The organism is Desulfonema magnum (assembly GCF_017377395.1).
Lineage (GTDB): Bacteria > Desulfobacterota > Desulfobacteria > Desulfobacterales > 4be13 > Desulfonema_C > Desulfonema_C magnum.
In genome coordinates this window covers 5,981,135-6,000,533 of record NZ_CP061800.1, presented here as the reverse complement: position 1 = coordinate 6,000,533, position 19,399 = coordinate 5,981,135, and the positions used below count along the sequence as shown (strand labels likewise).

The following is a 19,399-nucleotide window of genomic DNA, read 5'->3' as shown; positions in this document are numbered from 1 at the left end:
GACAAATCACAAATCACAAAGGAAAAACAACATTCCATGAAAAAACCAACAAAGCGTCTTCTGACAATAATTTTCATCTTCGGCGTACTGACTCTTGGCTACGGCCTCTCCCGCCATATTTCTCATTTTAATCGCATTGTCCTGGAAAAATTTGAAGGCAAGCTCTGGGAGCTGCCCGCCCGTGTGTATGCCCGTCCTTTGGAAGTTTATCTGGGAATGCCACTCAGGGCCTCGGCATTTGAACAGGAATTAAAACAAATACGATATGTTCAGGTGGAACGGCCGGTTGAACTGGACACCCCGGGAAAATTTTTACGCACAGGAAACACATTTCATGTTTTTTGCCGTGCCTTCAAATTTGCAGATGGTGAATTACCATCAAAAAAAATTCAGATGATCCTCCAAAAAGGAAAAGTGGAATTACTTAAAGATTCGGACACCAACACCTTTCCGGATATGGTTCGCTTTGATCCTGCCCTGATCGGCAGTTTTTTTCCCACCCATCACGAAGACCGGGTTCTGGTGAGGCTCAAGGAGGTTCCCCCGCTATTGGTCAGAACCCTGCTTGCTGTGGAAGACCGGCGGTTTTATGATCATTACGGCTTTGAATTGCTCTCTGTTGTCCGGGCCGCAATTGCGAATATACGCAAACGCCGGGTGGTTCAGGGGGCAAGTACCATCACCCAGCAATTGGCAAAGAATTTTTTTCTCACCAATAAGAAAACATTCAAACGAAAAATTGACGAATTGTTCATGGCCCTGGCCCTGGAATGGAATTATGAAAAAGATGAAATTTTGGAAGCCTATCTGAATGAGGTCTATCTGGGACAGGACGGCGCACGGGCCATTCACGGATTCGGGCTGGCAAGTTCCTTTTATTTTGGAAAATCTGTCAGTGATCTCAAAGCACATGAAATTGCCCTGCTGGTGGGACTGCTCAAAGGCCCGTCTTTTTATGATCCCCGGCAGCATCCTGAAAGGGCAATGGAACGGCGTAACACCGTGTTAAGCATTATGCAGGACCAGGAACTTATCCGCATTGACGCAGCCAAACAGGTGATTCGTACATCTCTGGATGTGATTGCGGACCCTCCGAAAGGAACCACCCGGTTCCCGGCATATCTCGATCTGGTCAGACGCCAGCTGCTTCAGGAATACAGGGAAGAGGACCTGCGTTCCGCGGGATTACGCATTTTCACCAGCTTTGATCCGCAGGTTCAGTCTGCTGCGGAAAAAGCAGTAAGTTCGCAAGTAAGCAGACTTGAGAAGAGCCGCAGGCTTCCCAAAGGAAAACTTCAAACCAGTGCGGTGGTCACGTCAACCGGTAGCAATGAAGTCCTTGCGCTGATTGGCGGGCGCAATCCCAGTTTTAAGGGCTTTAACCGTGCGCTGGACGCGAAACGTCCCATCGGCTCCCTGATCAAACCCGCGGTATTTCTGACAGCCCTGAACCGTCCTGACCAATACACCCTGATCACCCGGACAGATGACTCATACATGAAAATCCCCAACGGAACAGGCGGAACATGGATTCCCAAAAACTACGACCGTCAATATCATGGGAAGATTCCCCTGTATCTCGCACTGGTGCATTCGTATAATGTCGCAACCGTGCGGGTGGGAATGGATGTGGGGCTTCCCAATGTCTTTGAAACACTTCGGGAAATGGGATTTACACGGGATGCGGCCCCTTATCCTTCTGCCCTGCTGGGAACCGTGGAAATGTCTCCGCTTGAAGTGGCGCAGATGTATCAGACCCTTGCCTCAGGAGGCTTTTATTCTCCGGCCCGCACCATTCGGTCTGTTTACAAACCTGATGGTGCGTCTTTGCAGCGTTATCCTCTGACCGTGAAGCAGAATCTTGAACCGGGACCGGTGTATCTGCTCAATAAAATTCTCCAGGCCGTTGTTGTGGAAGGCACAGCCAGATCCTTGAAACATCTGCTTCCGGAAGACCTGGGGGCTGCGGGTAAGACCGGAACCACCAATGATCTGAAAGACAGCTGGTTTGCCGGGTTTACCGGAAATCATTTGGGAGTGGTCTGGGTGGGACGGGATGACAATAAATCCTGCGGACTCACAGGGGCCTCAGGCGCGTTGCAGATATGGGGCAGAATCATGGCCGGCATTGCCAATACGCCCCTGGAACTTCCCCTGCCCGAAAGTGTGGAATGGGCTGTGATTGATGCAAAAACAGGATCGCTGACACACGAGAGGTGTGAAAATGCAATGGCGGTTCCGTTTATACAAGGTTCTGCTCCCACAGAAACGGTTTCCTGTCCCCAGGCAGAGGAAAAGGTAAAAACAGAGGTAAAAACAGAAAAGCCGGAATCCACATTCATGCGCTGGCTGAAAGAAGTGTTTTAATGAAAAAAAAATATTTAAAACTATTGGTCATTATCATGGCGGCAGGGCTGATCTTTCCCGCGTGCGCGACACACTATACTGCTCCGGAAAGAGAGCCAAAGACCGGTCCGCCTAAACATCTTCCCCAAATCGGGGGGAAAATAGCCCGGAGATCCGCTCCGTCTTCCCCTTCGCCAATTGTTGCCCGTCTCACGGACCGGGCAAAAGGGCAAATGAAGGCAGGGAATCTGGACCACGCGTTTGCCACCACAGAGCGGGCCATCAGAATTGATTCGTCAGACCCGCACCTTTGGAATCTGCTGGCACAGATTCAGTTAAAGCGGGGCAATGTCCATCAGGCAGAACAACTGGCCCGGAAATCAAATCTTCTTGCCAAAGATGACAAATCCCTGCAAGCTGAAAACTGGCGGATTATTGCCAAGGCGCTGAGGCAGAAAGGTTCGGTTCAGGAAGCTGAAAAAGCCGAACGCAGAGCAAAGGAGTTGGACTGACAAACTTTTTTAGCGATTCAGTTCTACTAATGTCGCGCCCCATCCGCCATCTTCAGGCGGTGCGTCTTTGAAGGATTTTACCATGGGATTTTTTTTTAAAAGACCATGAACCCGTTTTTTCAGTATGCCCTTTCCTTTTCCATGAATAATCCGTACAGAAAAAATATTTGAACTTATGCACTCGGAAAAGTAATCCTCCAACAGATCAGGAACTTCTTTTGGCAAAAATGTATGCAGGTCCAGGACGTCTTCAATGGATACGATGACGGGTTCCATGTTGATTGTTGTCTCATTCATCGGTTTATAGTTTTTAAAAAATGTTTGTCGTTATCAAGGCACTTTGTGCGAAAAACCGCTGCGCTCTGTTTTCGCACTCCGGATAATCTTTTCTTAAAATCTGTGGCCGGATGTCTCAGAATTAAATTTGCGCTTTGTGCGAAAAACCGCTGCGCTCTGTTTTCGCACTCCGGATAATTTTTTTCTTAAAATCTGTGGCCGGATGTCTCAGAATTAAATTTGCGCTTTGTGCGAAAAACCGCTGCGCTCTGTTTTCGCACTCCGGATAATTTTTTTCTCAAAATCTGCGCTTTGTGCGAAAAACCGCTGCGCTCTGTTTTCGCACTCCGGATAATTTTTTTCTTAAAATCTGTGGCCGGATGTCTCAGAATTAAATTTGCGTTTTGTGCGAAAAACCGCTGCGCTCTGTTTTCGCACTCCGGATAATCTTTTTCTTAAAATCTGTGGCCGGATGTCTCAGAATTAAATTTGCGTTTTGTGCGAAAAACCGCTGCGCTCTATTTTCGCACTCCGGATAATTTTTTTCTTAAAATCTGCGTTTTGTGCGAAAAACCGCTGCGCTCTATTTTCGCACTCCGGATAATTTTTTTCTTAAAATCTGCGTTTTGTGCGAAAAACCGCTGCGCTCTATTTTCGCACTCCGGATAATTTTTTTCTCAAAATCTGCGTTTTGTGCGAAAAACCGCTGCGCTCTGTTTTCGCACTCCGGATAATTTTTTTCTTAAAATCTGCGTTTTGTGCGAAAAACCGCTGCGCTCTGTTTTCGCACTCCGGATAATTTTTTTCTTAAAATCTGCGTTTTGTGCGAAAAACCGCTGCGCTCTGTTTTCGCACTCCGGATAATTTTTTTCTTAAAATCTGCGTTTTGTGCGAAAAACCGCTGCGCTCTGTTTTCGCACTCCGGATAATTTTTTTCTTAAAATCTGCGTTTTGTGCGAAAAACCGCTGCGCTCTGTTTTCGCACTCCGGATAATTTTTTTCTTAAAATCTGCGCTTTGTGCGAAAAACCGCTGCGCTCTGTTTTCGCACTCCGGATAATTTTTTTCTTAAAATCTGCGCTTTGTGCGAAAAACCGCTGCGCTCTGTTTTCGCACTCCGGATAATTTTTTTCTTAAAATCTGCGTTTTGTGCGAAAAACCGCTTCGCTCTGTTTTCGCACTCCGGATAATTTTTTTCTTAAAATCTGCGTTTTGTGCGAAAAACCGCTGCGCTCTGTTTTCGCACTCCGGATAATTTTTTTCTTAAAATCTGCGTTTTGTGCGAAAAACCGCTGCGCTCTGTTTTCGCACTCCGGATAATTTTTTTCTTAAAATCTGTGGCCGGATGTCTCAGAATTAAATTTCAGTAGATCGAAAAGTTTCCGGATTGTGTGCGGGACAGCAAAGAAACCCGGCTTTTTTTTCAGGACGGGACGCTCTCCCGCCGGAAAAAGCCGGGTTTCTCCTCCGTCCGCCCTGTGACAGCCTGAAAACTTTTCGATCTACTGAATTTGGGATAAGGAGCGCTAAAATGTAATTTTAGCACTCCTTGTTTTGGGTTAAAGCTGATTTTTGTCATAATTAACAACGTTGCCTAATTTAACTTGGTCAAGCAATGCAATGCGATGTGATCTTAACAGCTTATCGTCCGATCTGTGATCAATGAGCTGGCAAAGATTTTCAATGGCATCATACCAATATCCCTCACTGGCATAGACATTGTACAACTTATCCGGGGCCGTGTGCGCCAATCGTTGGGATAGCTCATCAGAAGGCGGCACATATCTGATGGTGGCGCTTCCCAAAAAATCAGCAGATCGCTCCCTGGGGAAAGGGACAATGGCAATGAACCACTCATATTCGGTTTCCGGTTTCAGCGTGACATTATAATCGGCAAGACTGATCTGATACACGCCTTCCTTGTCAGGTCCATTGAAGTGTGTCTCCAGCAAAGGTTCTGTTTTTCCGCATTCATTCAGCGTAAATTCAATCTCACCTGTCCAGGGACCGGAAATATACCACCTCAGAATCGGCTGACTTTTTGTTGTATAGCCAGTTTGTAAAGATGCGAGTGGGGCAATTATTGATGGTATGCGAATATCTTCTCTGATTTCAGTATGATACGATTCATCCTCATTTTGAATAACTTCCTCTTCGGGAGGCCGTGTGCCATTTTCTCCGCGGGTCAGACTGCGGGTGAGACTGCGATTTTCCCCACGGGTGAGACTGCGGGTGAGACTACGATTTTCTCCGCGGGTGAGACTGCGGGTGAGACTGCGGGTCAGACTGCGATTTTCTCCGCGAGTGAGGCTGCGGGTCAGACTCCGCGTCAGACTCCGAATTTCTCCGCGAGTCAGACTGCGAACTTCTCCGCGAGTGAGGCTGCGGGTGAGACTGCGGGTGAGACTGCGATTCTCTCCGCGAGTGAGACTGCGGGTCAGACTGCGGGTCAGACTGCGATTTTCTCCCCGGCTAAGACTCCGAGTATATCCCCGATTAATACCGCGAGTGAGACTCCGGATGAGACTGCGAGTGAGACTCCGACTGGTACCGATATCCCCCCCCTCTCGTCTAAGTATTTCCGCATCTTTTACCGGCGGATTATAAACCGGCGCATTCTGAGTTGTAAGCACCAGCTGCGCGGCCGACGCTGCTGACGTCACACAAATCGCCAGCAGGCAGGAAGCCAGCATCAGAATTATAAAGCTTCCTCCCCATACCTTTGAAAAACATTTTAACTCCATAAAACCCTCCTTTCTTGTTTGAAACTTGGAACTTGGAACTTGGAACTCGATTGATTATAACGGATTTAGGGGAGGCCGCTAAAGCCCCGTGGGGGCGGCATATTTGTAGCATTCATCATGCCGGGCAGACCAAGCCCTGTAAGGGCGGCATATTTGCAGCATTCATCATGCCGCCCTTACGGGACTTGGCAGGGGGGATGCAAACCTGCTGCTACAAACATGCCGCCCTTACAGGGCTTGGTCGGCTCTTCCCCTAAATCCGTTATAATCAGAAACTCGAAACTTGAAACTTGAAACTCGAAACTTGAAATTTAAAATTTGAGTCTGATGTTCCGAGTTTCAAGTTTCAAGTTTCACCCCTCACATCCAGTTTCCAATGACCAAAAACGGTCCCCAGTACAGCGGATGCTGATAGCGCTGCTGGGCAATCATTTTTTTCTGTACATTCTGCATGGCTTTTACTTTTGAAAGACCGGGGGTTTTAAGCTGCCGATAAAACTCTCTGATTGCCAGAGACGTAGCCTCATCATCCACATACCATAATGTCGCGACTGCGCTTTTCACGCCAGCTTTGACTGCCACGCCTGCAAGACCCATCGCAGCGCGTTCGTTCCCCAGGGCGGTCTGACATGCGCTCAGAGTCAGCAATTCCACTTTCTGTTCACGGAATCTGCCAAGAGCGATGAGCTGCTCCAGGCGGTCCATGGTCAGCTTATCGTTGTATGTCAGCAGAAAACTTTCTTTTGGCGTACCGCCGAATATGCCATGCGTGGCGATGTGTAACATTGAGTATTCGTTATTCTTAAATTCAAGCGTCAGATTCTCGGTGGTATAGTCTTTATTCTCCATCACCATCTTGCCACCTGTAATCTTCTGTATATCCCGCAGTTCAGCGGTTACGCCGGGGAGGGCAGGAAAACCCTGTCTGCTTTCGGAAAGGCCTCCGATGAGAATATTGGAATTCTCCCGGACAGTCTGTTTCGAATCCGTGAGACTAATTGCCGGGATGGTTCCGATGGCGTATTTTTCGATCAGAAAATGCTCACCATCATGTAATGTGGAAAACGGTATTAAACGAAGCACGCCGTCCGGGGCAATAATCAGCGTATCAATTTCCCGATCCGCCAGTACTGCTTCTATGGGACGTATGACCTGATCATAGAGATGCTGTGACTCGTAAAAAAAACGATTATTCGGGCGGGTTTGCAGGCGTTCCCGATATTGTGTCACCGTTTTTTCAAGCGATTCCGAACCCGTGGGAACACTGACCTGTCTCATGCCGTCCGGCAGAATCAGCAATAAGGTGAGGTGGTCCGGCAGCATAACCGGATATAGCACAGCAGTGTGAGGCGGTGTTCGTTCCAGCGCAGATTCACTGATCTGTGTGGCGCTCAGGCATTCATCCGCGAAAAAATCTTCCAACTCAGCTGTTTTTAAGATTTCCATCGTGTCTCTGGCTTTGATGAGAAAGGCTTCCGAAACTTTGGAATCTTCGGAAATTTCAGCCTGCCTCAACAAGAGTTCTGTAAGCCCCAGATAAACGGGTTTTACTGTCTCATTAAATAAATCCTCCCGGGAACGGAATCCTCTGAACAATTCCTGACGAATGGGATTCAGAACGGAGATTGCGTGGCTGTATGCCTTAACTGCATTTTCAATATCATCTTTCACTTTGAACAGCCTTCCCAGTTGCCACTGCCACAAATACAAAATCTCAGGAAAATCCCCCTGCTGGGCAAGAAATACGGCTTTTCGGGTGAGTTTCACAGCTTCTGAATAGCGTTTTTCACCTTCATAGAGTTGTCCCATGTATCCGTAAGCATAAGAAAGGGTACGGTAATCCTGTGTATTCTGAGCAATGCGCTTTGCTTTATCTAATGCCAGATAGGCCAGGTATTTCAAATGTCCATCAGACGAAGCAGATGTTTTCCGAATTTTTGAGATGAGCCGGCTCAACGTGATCATGTCCGAAGCTTTGGAAGGTGAATCCGGCATCTCTGCTATTTGTGACAGAACGCTGTCCAAAGTTCCCGCGACTTCCTGGTAACGCTCCATCTGAAGTCCGAGACGCACTAAATTTAGTAATACTTTAGATTTTAAATCAATATGATCTTCTGACTTTTCTATCAGAGCAAGAGCTTCGTCATAAAACGCCATGGCCGCAGGGTAATTTTCATCAGCTGCCACCCCGTTCCCCAGATTATTCAAAATCATTATCATTGCGCGCAGGTTACCCGACATACGCGCCTGTTCGGCCCCTCTCAGCAGATATGTTGCTGATGCCTCTGTATCTCCGAGAGAAAGATAAATGTCACCCAGACAGTTATAAAGCAAAGCATTACGATAATGATCCTTACCTTTCTCCACCACAGGCAAAGCCTTATGAAGTACTGTCAATGCTCTCTGATGATATCCCATTAACTGGTAAGCATTTGCCAGCCAGACTGTGGTGTCCAGATATTCTCCGGTATTTTTTTCAGCATTCAAAAGGCCCAATACCTGTTCCCATAAAATAATCGCCTGTTCCAAATTTCCTTTGTTAAAATATTGGCTTCCTTTGGCAATCATCTGACCCGGGACATTGGTTTCCTGAATTGAAGGCATGTCCGCGTGGGCAAAAGCACAGATCAGAACAAGGCAGATCATGAGCAGAAAAGCGGACAAAAAACATTTGTTATTCAGCACTGCAACCTCCTTTTTCTTTCCCAATTCTGAGTTTCAATTTTTAAATTTCATTCATCTGTTTTTTTCCGGTGAAGGTGAATTATCGGGCCGGGGCAGAAGCGGCTGCCAGTCATCCGGAGAACCCGGTGCGGCATCCTTATGCCTGATCACAAAGCGGCTCATGTTTTCAACGGACCGCTTTGAACACGGCGTTTTTGCCCACTTTTCTGCGTCAAGGTAATTCCCGGGCATGATCGTCAGGCCAGTTCCCACATCCGTGTCCGGGGATTCAATGTTGATATTTCCATCAATTCCCTTTTCAGATGAAGCCTCCACAGCGCTGTCAGAGGAGCTGACGAACTGTTCGGACACGATGTGAATATTTCCGCCCGCCCCCTCAAAAGCATTTGCTTCGATTCTGCTGTGATTCAGGATAGCGACATCAGGCTTTGTCATTTCAATATCCCCGCCTTTGCCGTCTCCGCCCTGAACACTGGTTGTGATTTTACCATTATTCAGATAGATGATATTTTTTGCCTGGATATTCATACTCCCACCTCCTGCATCTTTTGCCTGGGTGGTCAGAGATGCACCGTTGGATATTCTGATCGCCCTTTCTGCATGGACATTCAGAGTTCCTGCCTCACCGCCAAAAGCGACAGACTCGCTGTTTGATGAAAGAGACGCACCGCTGTTCAGTTCAATATCTTCGGCAAAAATGTGAATATGCCCGGCTGTCCCGTTTCCGGCTGTCGAAGTGCTGATTTGACTATGATTTTCCATACAGACCGTATCAGCATTGACTGTAATCGTCCCGCCGGTATAGCCGCTGACCAATTTTATCCACTCTCCCCCGGAATACAGAAAGGCTTCTGATCTGCCTTGTCCTGCATCACTGACGGTTGCCGCGTCACCGGAGTGGGCAGACAAAGCATTCAGTTCTGTCATATTCGGAACGATATGGATATGCTTTAATTCTGACCAGTCTGAGCCTGCGTAGATAAAAGTCTGTCCCTTGCCTGCCTCTGAATCGTTAATTTTAGTAATATGTCCGATCTGGGCCGGAATCAGAGTGCCGATGGCTGTCTTATCTGCAACTTCATGTGCATGATTGAATGCTATCCATTCTCCCTGTCGGAAAACGAATCGGGATTTGGTTCCATTATCTGCCACCGTTGCCAGCGCGCCGTCTGAGATCGCATATTGATGAGATATCTGATGTAACTGAGTTATATCTTCAACCTTGAAGTTGTTCAGCTTTACCGCATTCCCTATCACCATGGGCGGCATGTTTGGTATATCGTAAGGCAGAAGCGTATAAACAAAATCAGCGGGTTTTCCATCTCCTGCATCATCCACATGGAGCAAAGTCCCTGACGTATATGGCGGAATCATGCCATAATCTTCGACATAGAGGGTTTCAATTTCATTCAATGCTGTCATATCAGCAAGTTCAGCACTGATTTCACTCTCAAGTTTTATCCATGATTTCAGATCAGAATCTAATTCCTGATCAGATGAAAATATAAACCGCTCAGGCATTCCGTCATGGCTGTTCTCAACTTCAGCAATGTCTCCGTTTCTAAGGTCATAGTGCTGGTCAAGCTGATTCAGTTCTGTGAGATTTTCAACCGTATAGGTGGTATTAAACCGCATCAGGTTCTCACCCGTATGCAGATAAACCCCGGTTTTGCCATTTCCCACATCTGCGACAGTGATCACATCGCCCGGCACCAGGAATCTGTCGTCTCGTTCTGAAATATCGGCAAACTCATAGGCATTAATAAAACCGCTTCCCGAAGAAACAGACGCATCGCTTTTCAGGGAAAATTGACTGGTATTTATGGTGATATTGCCGGCTTTCCCCATTCCCATGCTTTCAGCGGAGACTTGTCCGCTGTCCGAAAGATTGAGTTCATCTGCACTGATATTGATATTTCCTGCCCTTCCTGCAAAGGATTTCTGACTTTCCGAGCGCGAATAAATTCCGCTGGCCTGCGTATCTCTGATATATGATGCGGCGGATTGGTATTTTGTCTGGCTCTGCAACGGCATATGCGAACTGATTTCCGAACTGTCACCGCTGATATTCACGGATTCGGCTGCACTCACCGTAATATCGCCGCTGGTACCGCCGCCGGATAAGCTGTTGGTAATCAGCCCGCCGTCTGTTAAGGATAATGTTTTGCATTCGATCTGAACACTGCCGGATGTTCCCGCAGATTCATGGTCGGCAGTGGAACGGGTATAAATGCCGCTGCCATATCCTTCTTCATTTTCTCCGTGGGGATTCACGCCTCCGCATGCAAGGGTTTCCGATGCGTGGATTGCTATTGAGCCGCCGCTGCCATATCCTTTGGTATCAGCTGCAATTTGTCCTCCGCTTTCGAGAATCAGATTCTCGGAAGCAATGCTAATATTTCCCCCGTTTCCGGCATACTCTTCTTCGCTTAAAGCAGATGTGGATATCCGACTGACATATCCTTCAGCCTCATCTGTTCCGGAAATACTGACGGATTCTGCCTGAATGGTGATATTACCAGCATTTCCGCCGCCCCGGGAGCTACTTTCAATCCATCCGCCGTCTCTGACAGACAGCTTAGGGGTTTCAATAATGATGTTCCCCCCGTTACCGCTCTCCGCGTCTTCTCCGATAGCGGAATTGGCAATTCCGCTGCCTTTCCTGCCAATGCCTTTTCCGTAAGACTCAAGGCTGTTGATGCCGGACAAACTGGCAGATTCCGATGCACGGATCATAATATCACCGCCATCTGAAATTCCAGATGAATGATTGATCAGCACAGCACCGTCATTTAAGGACAGAACATTGGTTTCTATGATGATCTCTCCGGCTTGCTGACTCCCGATGGACATCCCATAAATCTCGCTCCCGAGTCCTGCACCGCGGACACCGGATAAATAAACAGAGTCGGACGCACGGAGAATAATATCTCCGCTTTTACCGTCATCACCAAAAGAAGTACTGGAAATTATTCCCCCGTCATCCCTGTAAAAATTTCCTGTTTCAATTAAAATATCACCGGCATCGTTGTTGAAGGATACGGATAGGATGTGGTTTCCGTTTTTTTGCTGATTATGACCGGTAAGATGAACGGATTCAGATGCACGGATCGTGATATCACCTGACTTTTCTGATGATGTAGTGGAAACAGACGCACCGTCATTAACAAACAAATTTTTGGTTTCAAAAACTATATCACCGGATTTGCCGGTGGACTCTGAAAAAATATCAGAAGACCCGGTTTGAACATAACAGCCCTCTCCGTCAGTATCTGTTCCATGTATATAAATTTTTTCATCAGCGTGAAATACAACGTTTCCGCCATCTCCGGCACCGTATGAGGAACTGCTGATGTTTGCGCCATTCGCGACAGACAGAGTCGGTGTGTCAATCAGAATATCCCCCGCATCCCCGGCATCTTCGTCTTTAAGTCGGGTTTCGGTTTTTATGAATGCGGATTCATCGTCACTGCTTACACCCGATAAACAAACAGATTCACTAACATGAATGTTTATATCACTGCTTTTTCCCGTGCCGGATGTGCTGCTGAGAATTGCGCCGCCCTTGTTCAATGAGATATTCTTCCCCTGAATATCAATCACGCTGTTTTCAGATGGTTTGCTTCCCCGGGAGACAGATTGGATTCGGCTGTTGTCCGCGATAAAATTCCCGCTTCGGATATAAATGGTTCCCGCATTTTCCCCGCCGACTTCTATCAGGGAATGATCTGCCAGTCGGATATCTCCCTTGTTCTCAAAATCCTCGGTATCCGGTTCCTGATTTCCCAGTTCCGATTCTCCGTCAGTTCCGACGCCGATCAGATTGATCCTGCCGCCGGGAGCCTGAATTCCGCCCGCAGGAACATTTTCCATGACCGGAATGGGATTGCCGTTTTCATCAACAGCCAATACAGGCAGGCCATCTTCTCCGTAAATCATATTTCCGTTTTCATCCACCGCGTCTTGAAATACCGGATTCCCGTTTTCATCCATTTTTTGGGCCTTAAAAAATGTCCCGTTGTCCATTTCAATGCTGCCGGCGATTACGGATATAGTCTTATTCTCCGAAACACGCAGACCGGGCGGACTTTCATCCGTGTCCTGTTTCGAGATTTCTCCTTTGCCTTTAAAAGAAATCGTAGCGATATTGCCATCCAGAAAACCGAACGCGGCCGGCATGGCCGTGGATAGCACATCGCTCTCAGGGGGATTCACATAAAACTGCTCGTTATCGCCCATCCGCAGATAATCCGCCGTGCTGATGTGGAATGACCCGCCCAGATCCAGTGACGCGTTCGGGCCGAACATCAGGCCCGCGGGGTTCAGGAAAAACAGATCAGCCCCGGGAATGGCCGAGGCCAACCTGCCGTCAATCCAGGAGGCTTCACCGCCGGTGACACGGCTGATGATGTTTTTCACCGAATCCGGGCCTGTGAAGGTGGCGCTTTCATCAGAATGAATGTTGAACTGCTGAAAGCTGTGAAAGAGATTTGCCCCGGCCTGCTGACCGTACTCAGCCTTAATCTCGTAATCCGGCCCGGGCAGACTCAGTTTTCCGGCAGTGCCGAGCGAACCGTCCGAACGGATGCCCCTCGGGTGAGTCCCGTCAGCATAAGCCGGGAAACATGCGGTAATTACCACAAGAACTGAGATAATGAACTGCATATTTTTTTTCATAACCCCCCTCTTTCTCTTTTCTGTCGGTGATAAAAAGTTTGATTAATTTTTTCAAAAATAAAGGGATATGTCAATGGGATAAAACGCGTATGTTATAATTGAAATTTCTATTGTTCACGATCCGTTTTTTTTTCGTGCGCCAGCCTTCCGGGCCGGGGCAGAAGCGGCTGCCAGTCATCCGGAGAACCCGGTGCGGCATCCTTATGCCGGATCACAAACTGGCTCATGTTCTCGGCAGAGCGTTTTGAACACGGCGTTTTTGCCCATTTTCCTGCGTCAAGGTAATTCCCGGGCATGACTGTCAGGCTGGTTCCCACATCCGTGTCCGGGGATTCAATGTTGATATTTCCGTCAATACCCTTCTCAGATGAAGCCTCCACAGCGCTGTCCGAGGACCGGATAAACTGGCCTGAAACAATGCGGATGTTGCCGCCTGTTCCCTCATACGCGTTGGCCTCGATTTTTCCGTGATTCAGAATAACAGATTCCGGTTCGCTGATCTCAATATCTCCGCCCTTGCCGTGTCCGCCTCTGACGCTGGTGGTGATGTTGCTGTTGTTCAGATAAAGCCTGTCTCCCGCGGTCACAGTGATTTTGCCGTCTGCGGCTTCGCCGCTTCCGGTGCTGAGTGCCTCGGTGGTTATTGCACTGTTGGCGGATAATCCGACTGAATCCGCATTTACAGTGATTGTACCGGCAGCCCCGCCGTTTTCAGGCAATGTGCTTTCCGATGTTATCAGGGCATTATCGCTTAACTCAACATGGCCGGCTTCAAAGGTGATATCTCCGGCTTTGCCGCCTCCCGCGGTTGACGTGGTTATGAGTCCGCTGTCAGAGATATTTATGTTCTGAGCTGTTACGGACATTGTTCCGGAATTGCCTGAATCTGCATCAGAACAAGATGAATGGGCTTCTATCCTGCTATGGGAATCATTCATCGTATATTGACTGAAATCTTCCGAGGTATAAATTTTCAGAGGTGAACTCCCCCGGACATGAACGCTATCCGCCACATCAATATGAATATTCCCGCCATTTGCATTGCCACGGGTAGCAGCGCTAATGGCCGCACCGTCTTTGACGCTTAAAGAATTTGCTTCCAGAAAAATATTTCCGGCTTCTCCGCTGTTGACACCACTGCTTACTGTAATTGTAGAAACATCTGAACCATAAGAATTGACACCGGATACCAGGACATCCCCCGACACACGGATATCTATTTCGCCGGATTTACCGCATTCCTCACCCCATTGGGGTTCCGAGTCACTGCTCAAATATCTCCCGTCTTTAATCGTCAGTTCACCTGCTTCCAATGAAATAGAACCCGCATCTCCGGTAACAACACCAATGGCAGGCGAAAATGTAAGCGTGGAAATGCCTCCTGGCCATGGCCCGGGTCCGACGGATCCGGTTATCATTACAGAATCAGCGGCATTGATGTTGACGCTTCCGCTGTTTCCAGCTCCGAGCGTTGATGAGAGAATCGTGGCGCTGTCGGACAAAAAAAGATTATCCGCTTCAATCTCAATATCTCCGCTGTTTCCTCCGGTACTGAACATCTGAACATTGCTAAGAATACCACCCCAGGAAGCATCAGGATTAAAGGGATTTTCGCCGAGATAAAGCCGTAAGTAATAATTGAGATAGTAATCATATCCGATGCCGCTGAAACAGATATCATCCTCAGCCCGGAGCATCATTTTTCCGCTGTTTCCACTGCCCCATGTGCCGTTATGGATATATGTCCCGTCTGAAAAAAGAATATCTTTTGCGCTGATATCAAGGAGTCCGGTGTCTCCGGCATTTTCAGCTTTGCTGTATGTTTCAATAATGATTCTGCTGGTATTTTTTAGTTCGTCAGCACCTGAAAACGTGACGGTTTCGGATGCTTCCAGCGTAACATCACCGCCCTTTCCGCTACCGTAAGTGTTGGTGTTGATTTCAGAACCGTTTTCAAAGGAAATGTCATTTGCCTGAATCTCAATCCCCCCGCCGTGCATATCGCCAAAGGTTTTTGCATAAATTGAGCTGTCATCTGAGACGAATTTTCCGCACCGGATGAAAACATTTCCCGCCCCTTGGCCGCTGACATCAATCAGGGATTTCCCGGACATCGTTATGCTGCCGCCTGCCGCATCTCTGATTTCGGGCTTTCCATTTTCAATTGCCACCTCACCCGCGGATGCGATGCTCGCCACATTTATCTGACCATCCGGCGCACTCAGATTTCCGAGAAGTTTTTCCGCATTTGTATTGACATATCCCAGATCATTGCTTTCAACAGTCCGAAACCATGTGCCGTTTTCCATTCTGATCTCTCTGCCGATAACAGAAATGGTGTTCCCCTCGGACACTGCGAGACCGGAAGAATGGCCGTCCCATTCGTCCTCTGAAATCTCGCCGCTGCCTTTGATGCTGATCAGACCTTCAAAAGTTTCAAGGTTTTTGTTCAGAAATCCGAAAGCTGTGGGCGCAGACACTGACAGAATCTCATCTTCCGTTGGTTCTGCAAAAAATTTCTCATTTTCACCCATTTTCAGATAATCCGCCGTGCTGATGTGGAATGAGCCGCCCAAATCCAGCGACGCATTGGGGCCGAACATCAGGCCCGCGGGGTTCAGAAAGTACAGATCAGCATCGGGAATGGCCGAGGCGAGCCTGCCGTCAATCCATGAGGCGCTCTCGCCAGTGACACGGCTGATGATGTTTTTCACCGAATCCGGGCCCGTGAAGGTCGCGCTTTCATCAGAATGAATGTTGAACTGCTGAAAGCTGTGAAAGAGATTTGCCCCGGCCTGCTGACCGTACTCAGCCTTAATCTCGTAATCCGGCCCGGGCAGACTCAGTTTTCCGGCAGTGCCGAGCGAACCGTCCAGACGGATGCCTCGCGGATGAGTCCCGTCAGCACAGACTGGCAGAATTACGATAATTACCAAAAGAACTGCGATAAGGAACTGCATGATTTTTTTCATAACACCTCTTTCTTTTCTGTCAATGATAAAAAGTTTTATTACTTTTTTCACAAATAAGTACCTGATCAAAAGTTTTTTATACATATTTTTTCTGTGAACCGCGAAGAAACCCGGCTTTTTCCTTCGCAGGCGGCGGCTCATTCCGGAAAAAAGCCGGGTTTCTTTCCCGTGCGAATATCGAAAACTTATGGTTAGATACTTACAATAAGATGTCAATAAGATCAAAAGGATATCTTATGTTAAAATTTTCTATTGCTCACGATCCATTTTTTTTCCGTCAGGAAACCCTTCGGGCCGGGGCAGAAGCGGCTGCCAGTCATTCGGAGAACCCGGGGCAGCGTCCTTATGCCGGATCACAAACCGGCTCATATCTTCGGCAGAGCGTTTTGAACACGGGGTTTTTGCCCATTTTCCCGCGTCAAGGTAATTCCCGGGCATGACCGTCAGGCCGCTGCTGACATCTGTATAAGGACACTCAATATTCACGGTTCCTTCATTGCCGCGTGCGGATGTGGCTGTCACCCTGCTGTCCGAGGATTTGATGAAATTCTCCGTATTGATGAATATTGCTCCGCCGTCTCCTGCCTCGGCGTTTGCCCGGATGTTGCTGTGATTCAGGATAACAGATTGCGAATTGACGACGCTGATGTCGCCCCCTTTTCCGATCCCCTCCCTGACGCTGGTACTCATCTCACTGTTTAATAAATAAAGCGAGCTTTCAGTGTTCACGCTTATCTTACCGCCTCCTGCGCTTACGGCATCGGTTATCATTACGCTGTTGTTGAATAATTCAACTGAGTCATCCGCCTCCACGGTGATCGTCCCCGCGGAACCGCCATGATTTTCAGAAACGCTGGCTGAGGAGATCAAAGCGTCATGCTCCAGCCGAAGTCCTCCCACATCAAGGTTTATATCCCCTGCATTTCCTCTCCCCGAACTGGAGGTGGATATTTTTCCTTTATCCGTAAGTATAACCTCTTTTGCGGAAAGAGAAATTTTTCCGCCTGATCCTGCGTCAGGCAAAACACCTTTTGAACTGGCATCTATCGCACTGACAGCGTAAACTTCTGTGGGCTGTTCCCCTTCCGGATATATCATCACCGGGGCGATTCCTGAAACACGCACGGAATCACGCACCCTGATTTCCACATTTCCACCATTTGAACTGCCGGATGTACTTGCGGAAATCATGCTTCCATCCTCGATAATCAACGATTCTGCTTCCAGAAAAACATTCCCTGCCTCACCGGCTGTTCCGCCTGTTCCTCTGGATACGGCAGAGATATAACTGCCTGAAGGGGGATTGCCTACAACATAAGAACTTGTCATACCGCAGGGATTGACACCGGACAGACACACCTCACCCCGGACCCGGATTGTCACATCTCCTGCCTTGCCGCTTTCCATTCCTTTGGCATGAATTGCAGTGGAACTGGTTATATAGCCTCCTTTTTCAATGGTCAGTTTTCCCGCTTCGAGAGATATGTTTCCTGCATCGCCGACCACTGCGCCCGGTCTCGGGGTAAACGCGGTGGAATTAATTCCGCCCACCCAGAAATCTTTGCCGCCCGAACCTTTTATGGAGACTGTTTCTGCCGCATTTACAACAATATCGCCGCTGCTCCCGGGACCCAGAGTTGTTGAGTAAACAGAACATCCGTTAGCCAGGGAAATATCTCCGGCCTCCAATAAAATATCCCCTCCGCAGCCGCCGTTACTTTCCGAGGAGATAAGAGAAAAAATCCCCCCGGAATGATGTTCCTTATACTGGCCGAAAAACCCCAGGCTGAGAAGGGAATGGTAAAGGTCGCTGTTCTGACCGGAAAAACTGACGGTGTCTCTGGCACGGATCGTAACATCCCCTCCGTTTCCCTTGCCAACAGTAAGGCTTGACACGGGTGCGCCGTGTCTGAATGAAACATCCTTTGCCTCGATCAGAAGGTTGCCGGCGTTGCCAGCATCCTCATCTTTGCTGTGGGTTTCAAGCAATATCTTGCTGACATCTCTCAAACTGTTTTCTCCCTCGAAAGCGACCGTTTCAGAGGCTTTCAGGGTTATATCGCTGCCTTTGCCGCTTCCGTATGTATTGCCGTCAGCATAAGCACCGTTTGTAAAGGATAAGTTATCTCCCTCAATTGAAATTGTGCCTCCGTCCGTGTCTCCCAGTGTTCTTGCACGCAACTCGCTGCTATCTGTGACAAACCGGCCCCCGCGGACAAATATGCTTCCGGCTCCCTGTCCGCTGACATCCAAAAGGGAGTTATCTGACACAGTTATATTGCCGAAGTCCTCAACTGAGGAAACATCAGGCCCGGATGCTGAAGAAATGACCTCACCCGCGGACGCGACACTTACCATGTTTATCCGCCCTCCGGCCGCGGTGAGGCTCCCCGCAGTTCCGACACGCGGCACTTCTACAGGATCGCCGAAAATATCTGCCGGATTTGGAACCGCCAGCGTTGTTCTGAAATGTGTGCCTTTCCTTATCTCAATATCTCCGCCGATCACAGAGATCGTCTCGCCTTCCGACACACTCAGACCCGCAGGTTTTCCATCCCAATCCGCCTGGGCAATCTCTCCTCTGCCCTCAAAAATAATTGATGCCGCATCGTCATCCAGAAAACCGAAAGCTGTGGGAGGGGCTGTGGAAAGCACATCCGTTTCCAAAGGGCTGGCGTAAAATTTTTCATTGTCTCCCAGACGAAGATAATCCGCCGTGCTGACATGGAACGAGCCGCCCAGATCCAGTGACGCATTGGGGCCGAACATCAGGCCCGCGGGGTTCAGGAAATACAAATCCGCATCAGGAATGGCCGATGCGAGTCTGCCGTCAATCCATGAGGTCTCTCCGCCGGTGACACGGCTGATGATGTTTTTCACCGAATCCGGGCCTGTGAAGGTCGCACTTTCATCAGAATGAATGTTGAACTGCTGAAAGCTGTGAAAGAGATTTGCCCCGGCCTGCTGACCGTACTCAGCCTTAATCTCGTAATCCGGCCCGGGCAGACTCAGTTTTCCGGCAGTGCCGAGCGAACCGTCCAGACGGATGCCCCTCGGGTGAGTCCCCTCAGCATAAGCCGGAAAAAATGCGGTAATTATCAAAAAAACAGTGATAACAAATTGCACAATTTTTCTCATACTCTCCCCTTTCTCCTGTTATTGATAAAAAAAAGTTTTATTCCTTTTTC

Annotated in this window: 8 protein-coding genes; 2 read left to right on the top strand and 6 right to left on the bottom strand. The window is 48.4% G+C overall.

Annotated elements, in window-relative coordinates:
• Window positions 1-36 precede the first annotated feature (36 nt).
• Entirely contained in the window at window positions 37-2,367 is a 2,331-nt protein-coding gene (mrcB, locus tag dnm_RS22975; RefSeq protein WP_207679226.1) for a penicillin-binding protein 1B, read from the top strand.
• The gene (locus tag dnm_RS22970) at window positions 2,367-2,858 is read left to right on the top strand and encodes a tetratricopeptide repeat protein (protein WP_207679225.1); all 492 of its coding nucleotides are present in this window, start codon (window positions 2,367-2,369) and stop codon (window positions 2,856-2,858) included. Before mrcB ends, dnm_RS22970 begins: the two co-directional genes overlap by 1 nt.
• 9 nt (window positions 2,859-2,867) lie before the next feature.
• Here the strand turns inward: dnm_RS22970 and dnm_RS22965 are convergent, their stop codons facing one another.
• The 6 genes from dnm_RS22965 to dnm_RS22940 all read right to left on the bottom strand — a co-directional run bounded on the left by dnm_RS22965 (window position 2,868) and on the right by dnm_RS22940 (window position 19,349).
• Entirely contained in the window at window positions 2,868-3,134 is a 267-nt protein-coding gene (locus dnm_RS22965) for a Smr/MutS family protein (protein WP_207679224.1), read from the bottom strand.
• 1,558 nt (window positions 3,135-4,692) lie between these two features.
• Complete coding sequence (locus dnm_RS22960) at window positions 4,693-5,877, bottom strand: DUF928 domain-containing protein (RefSeq protein ID WP_207679223.1); 1,185 nt, start codon at window positions 5,875-5,877, stop codon at window positions 4,693-4,695.
• A 360-nt stretch (window positions 5,878-6,237) separates the two neighbouring features.
• The gene (locus dnm_RS22955; RefSeq protein WP_207679222.1) at window positions 6,238-8,562 is read right to left on the bottom strand and encodes a CHAT domain-containing protein; all 2,325 of its coding nucleotides are present in this window, start codon (window positions 8,560-8,562) and stop codon (window positions 6,238-6,240) included.
• A gap of 51 nt (window positions 8,563-8,613) precedes the next feature.
• Window positions 8,614-13,239 (bottom strand): two-partner secretion domain-containing protein, encoded by a 4,626-nt coding sequence (locus dnm_RS22950; RefSeq protein ID WP_207679221.1) that lies wholly within the window; start codon window positions 13,237-13,239, stop codon window positions 8,614-8,616.
• Window positions 13,240-13,346: 107 nt separating this feature from the next.
• Window positions 13,347-16,211, bottom strand: coding sequence for a two-partner secretion domain-containing protein (locus dnm_RS22945; RefSeq protein ID WP_207679220.1), 2,865 nt, complete (start codon window positions 16,209-16,211; stop codon window positions 13,347-13,349).
• A gap of 249 nt (window positions 16,212-16,460) precedes the next feature.
• Window positions 16,461-19,349 carry a two-partner secretion domain-containing protein gene (locus dnm_RS22940; RefSeq protein WP_207679219.1) on the bottom strand — a complete coding sequence of 963 codons (2,889 nt, stop codon included), beginning with the start codon at window positions 19,347-19,349 and terminating at the stop codon, window positions 16,461-16,463.
• Window positions 19,350-19,399 lie beyond the last annotated feature (50 nt).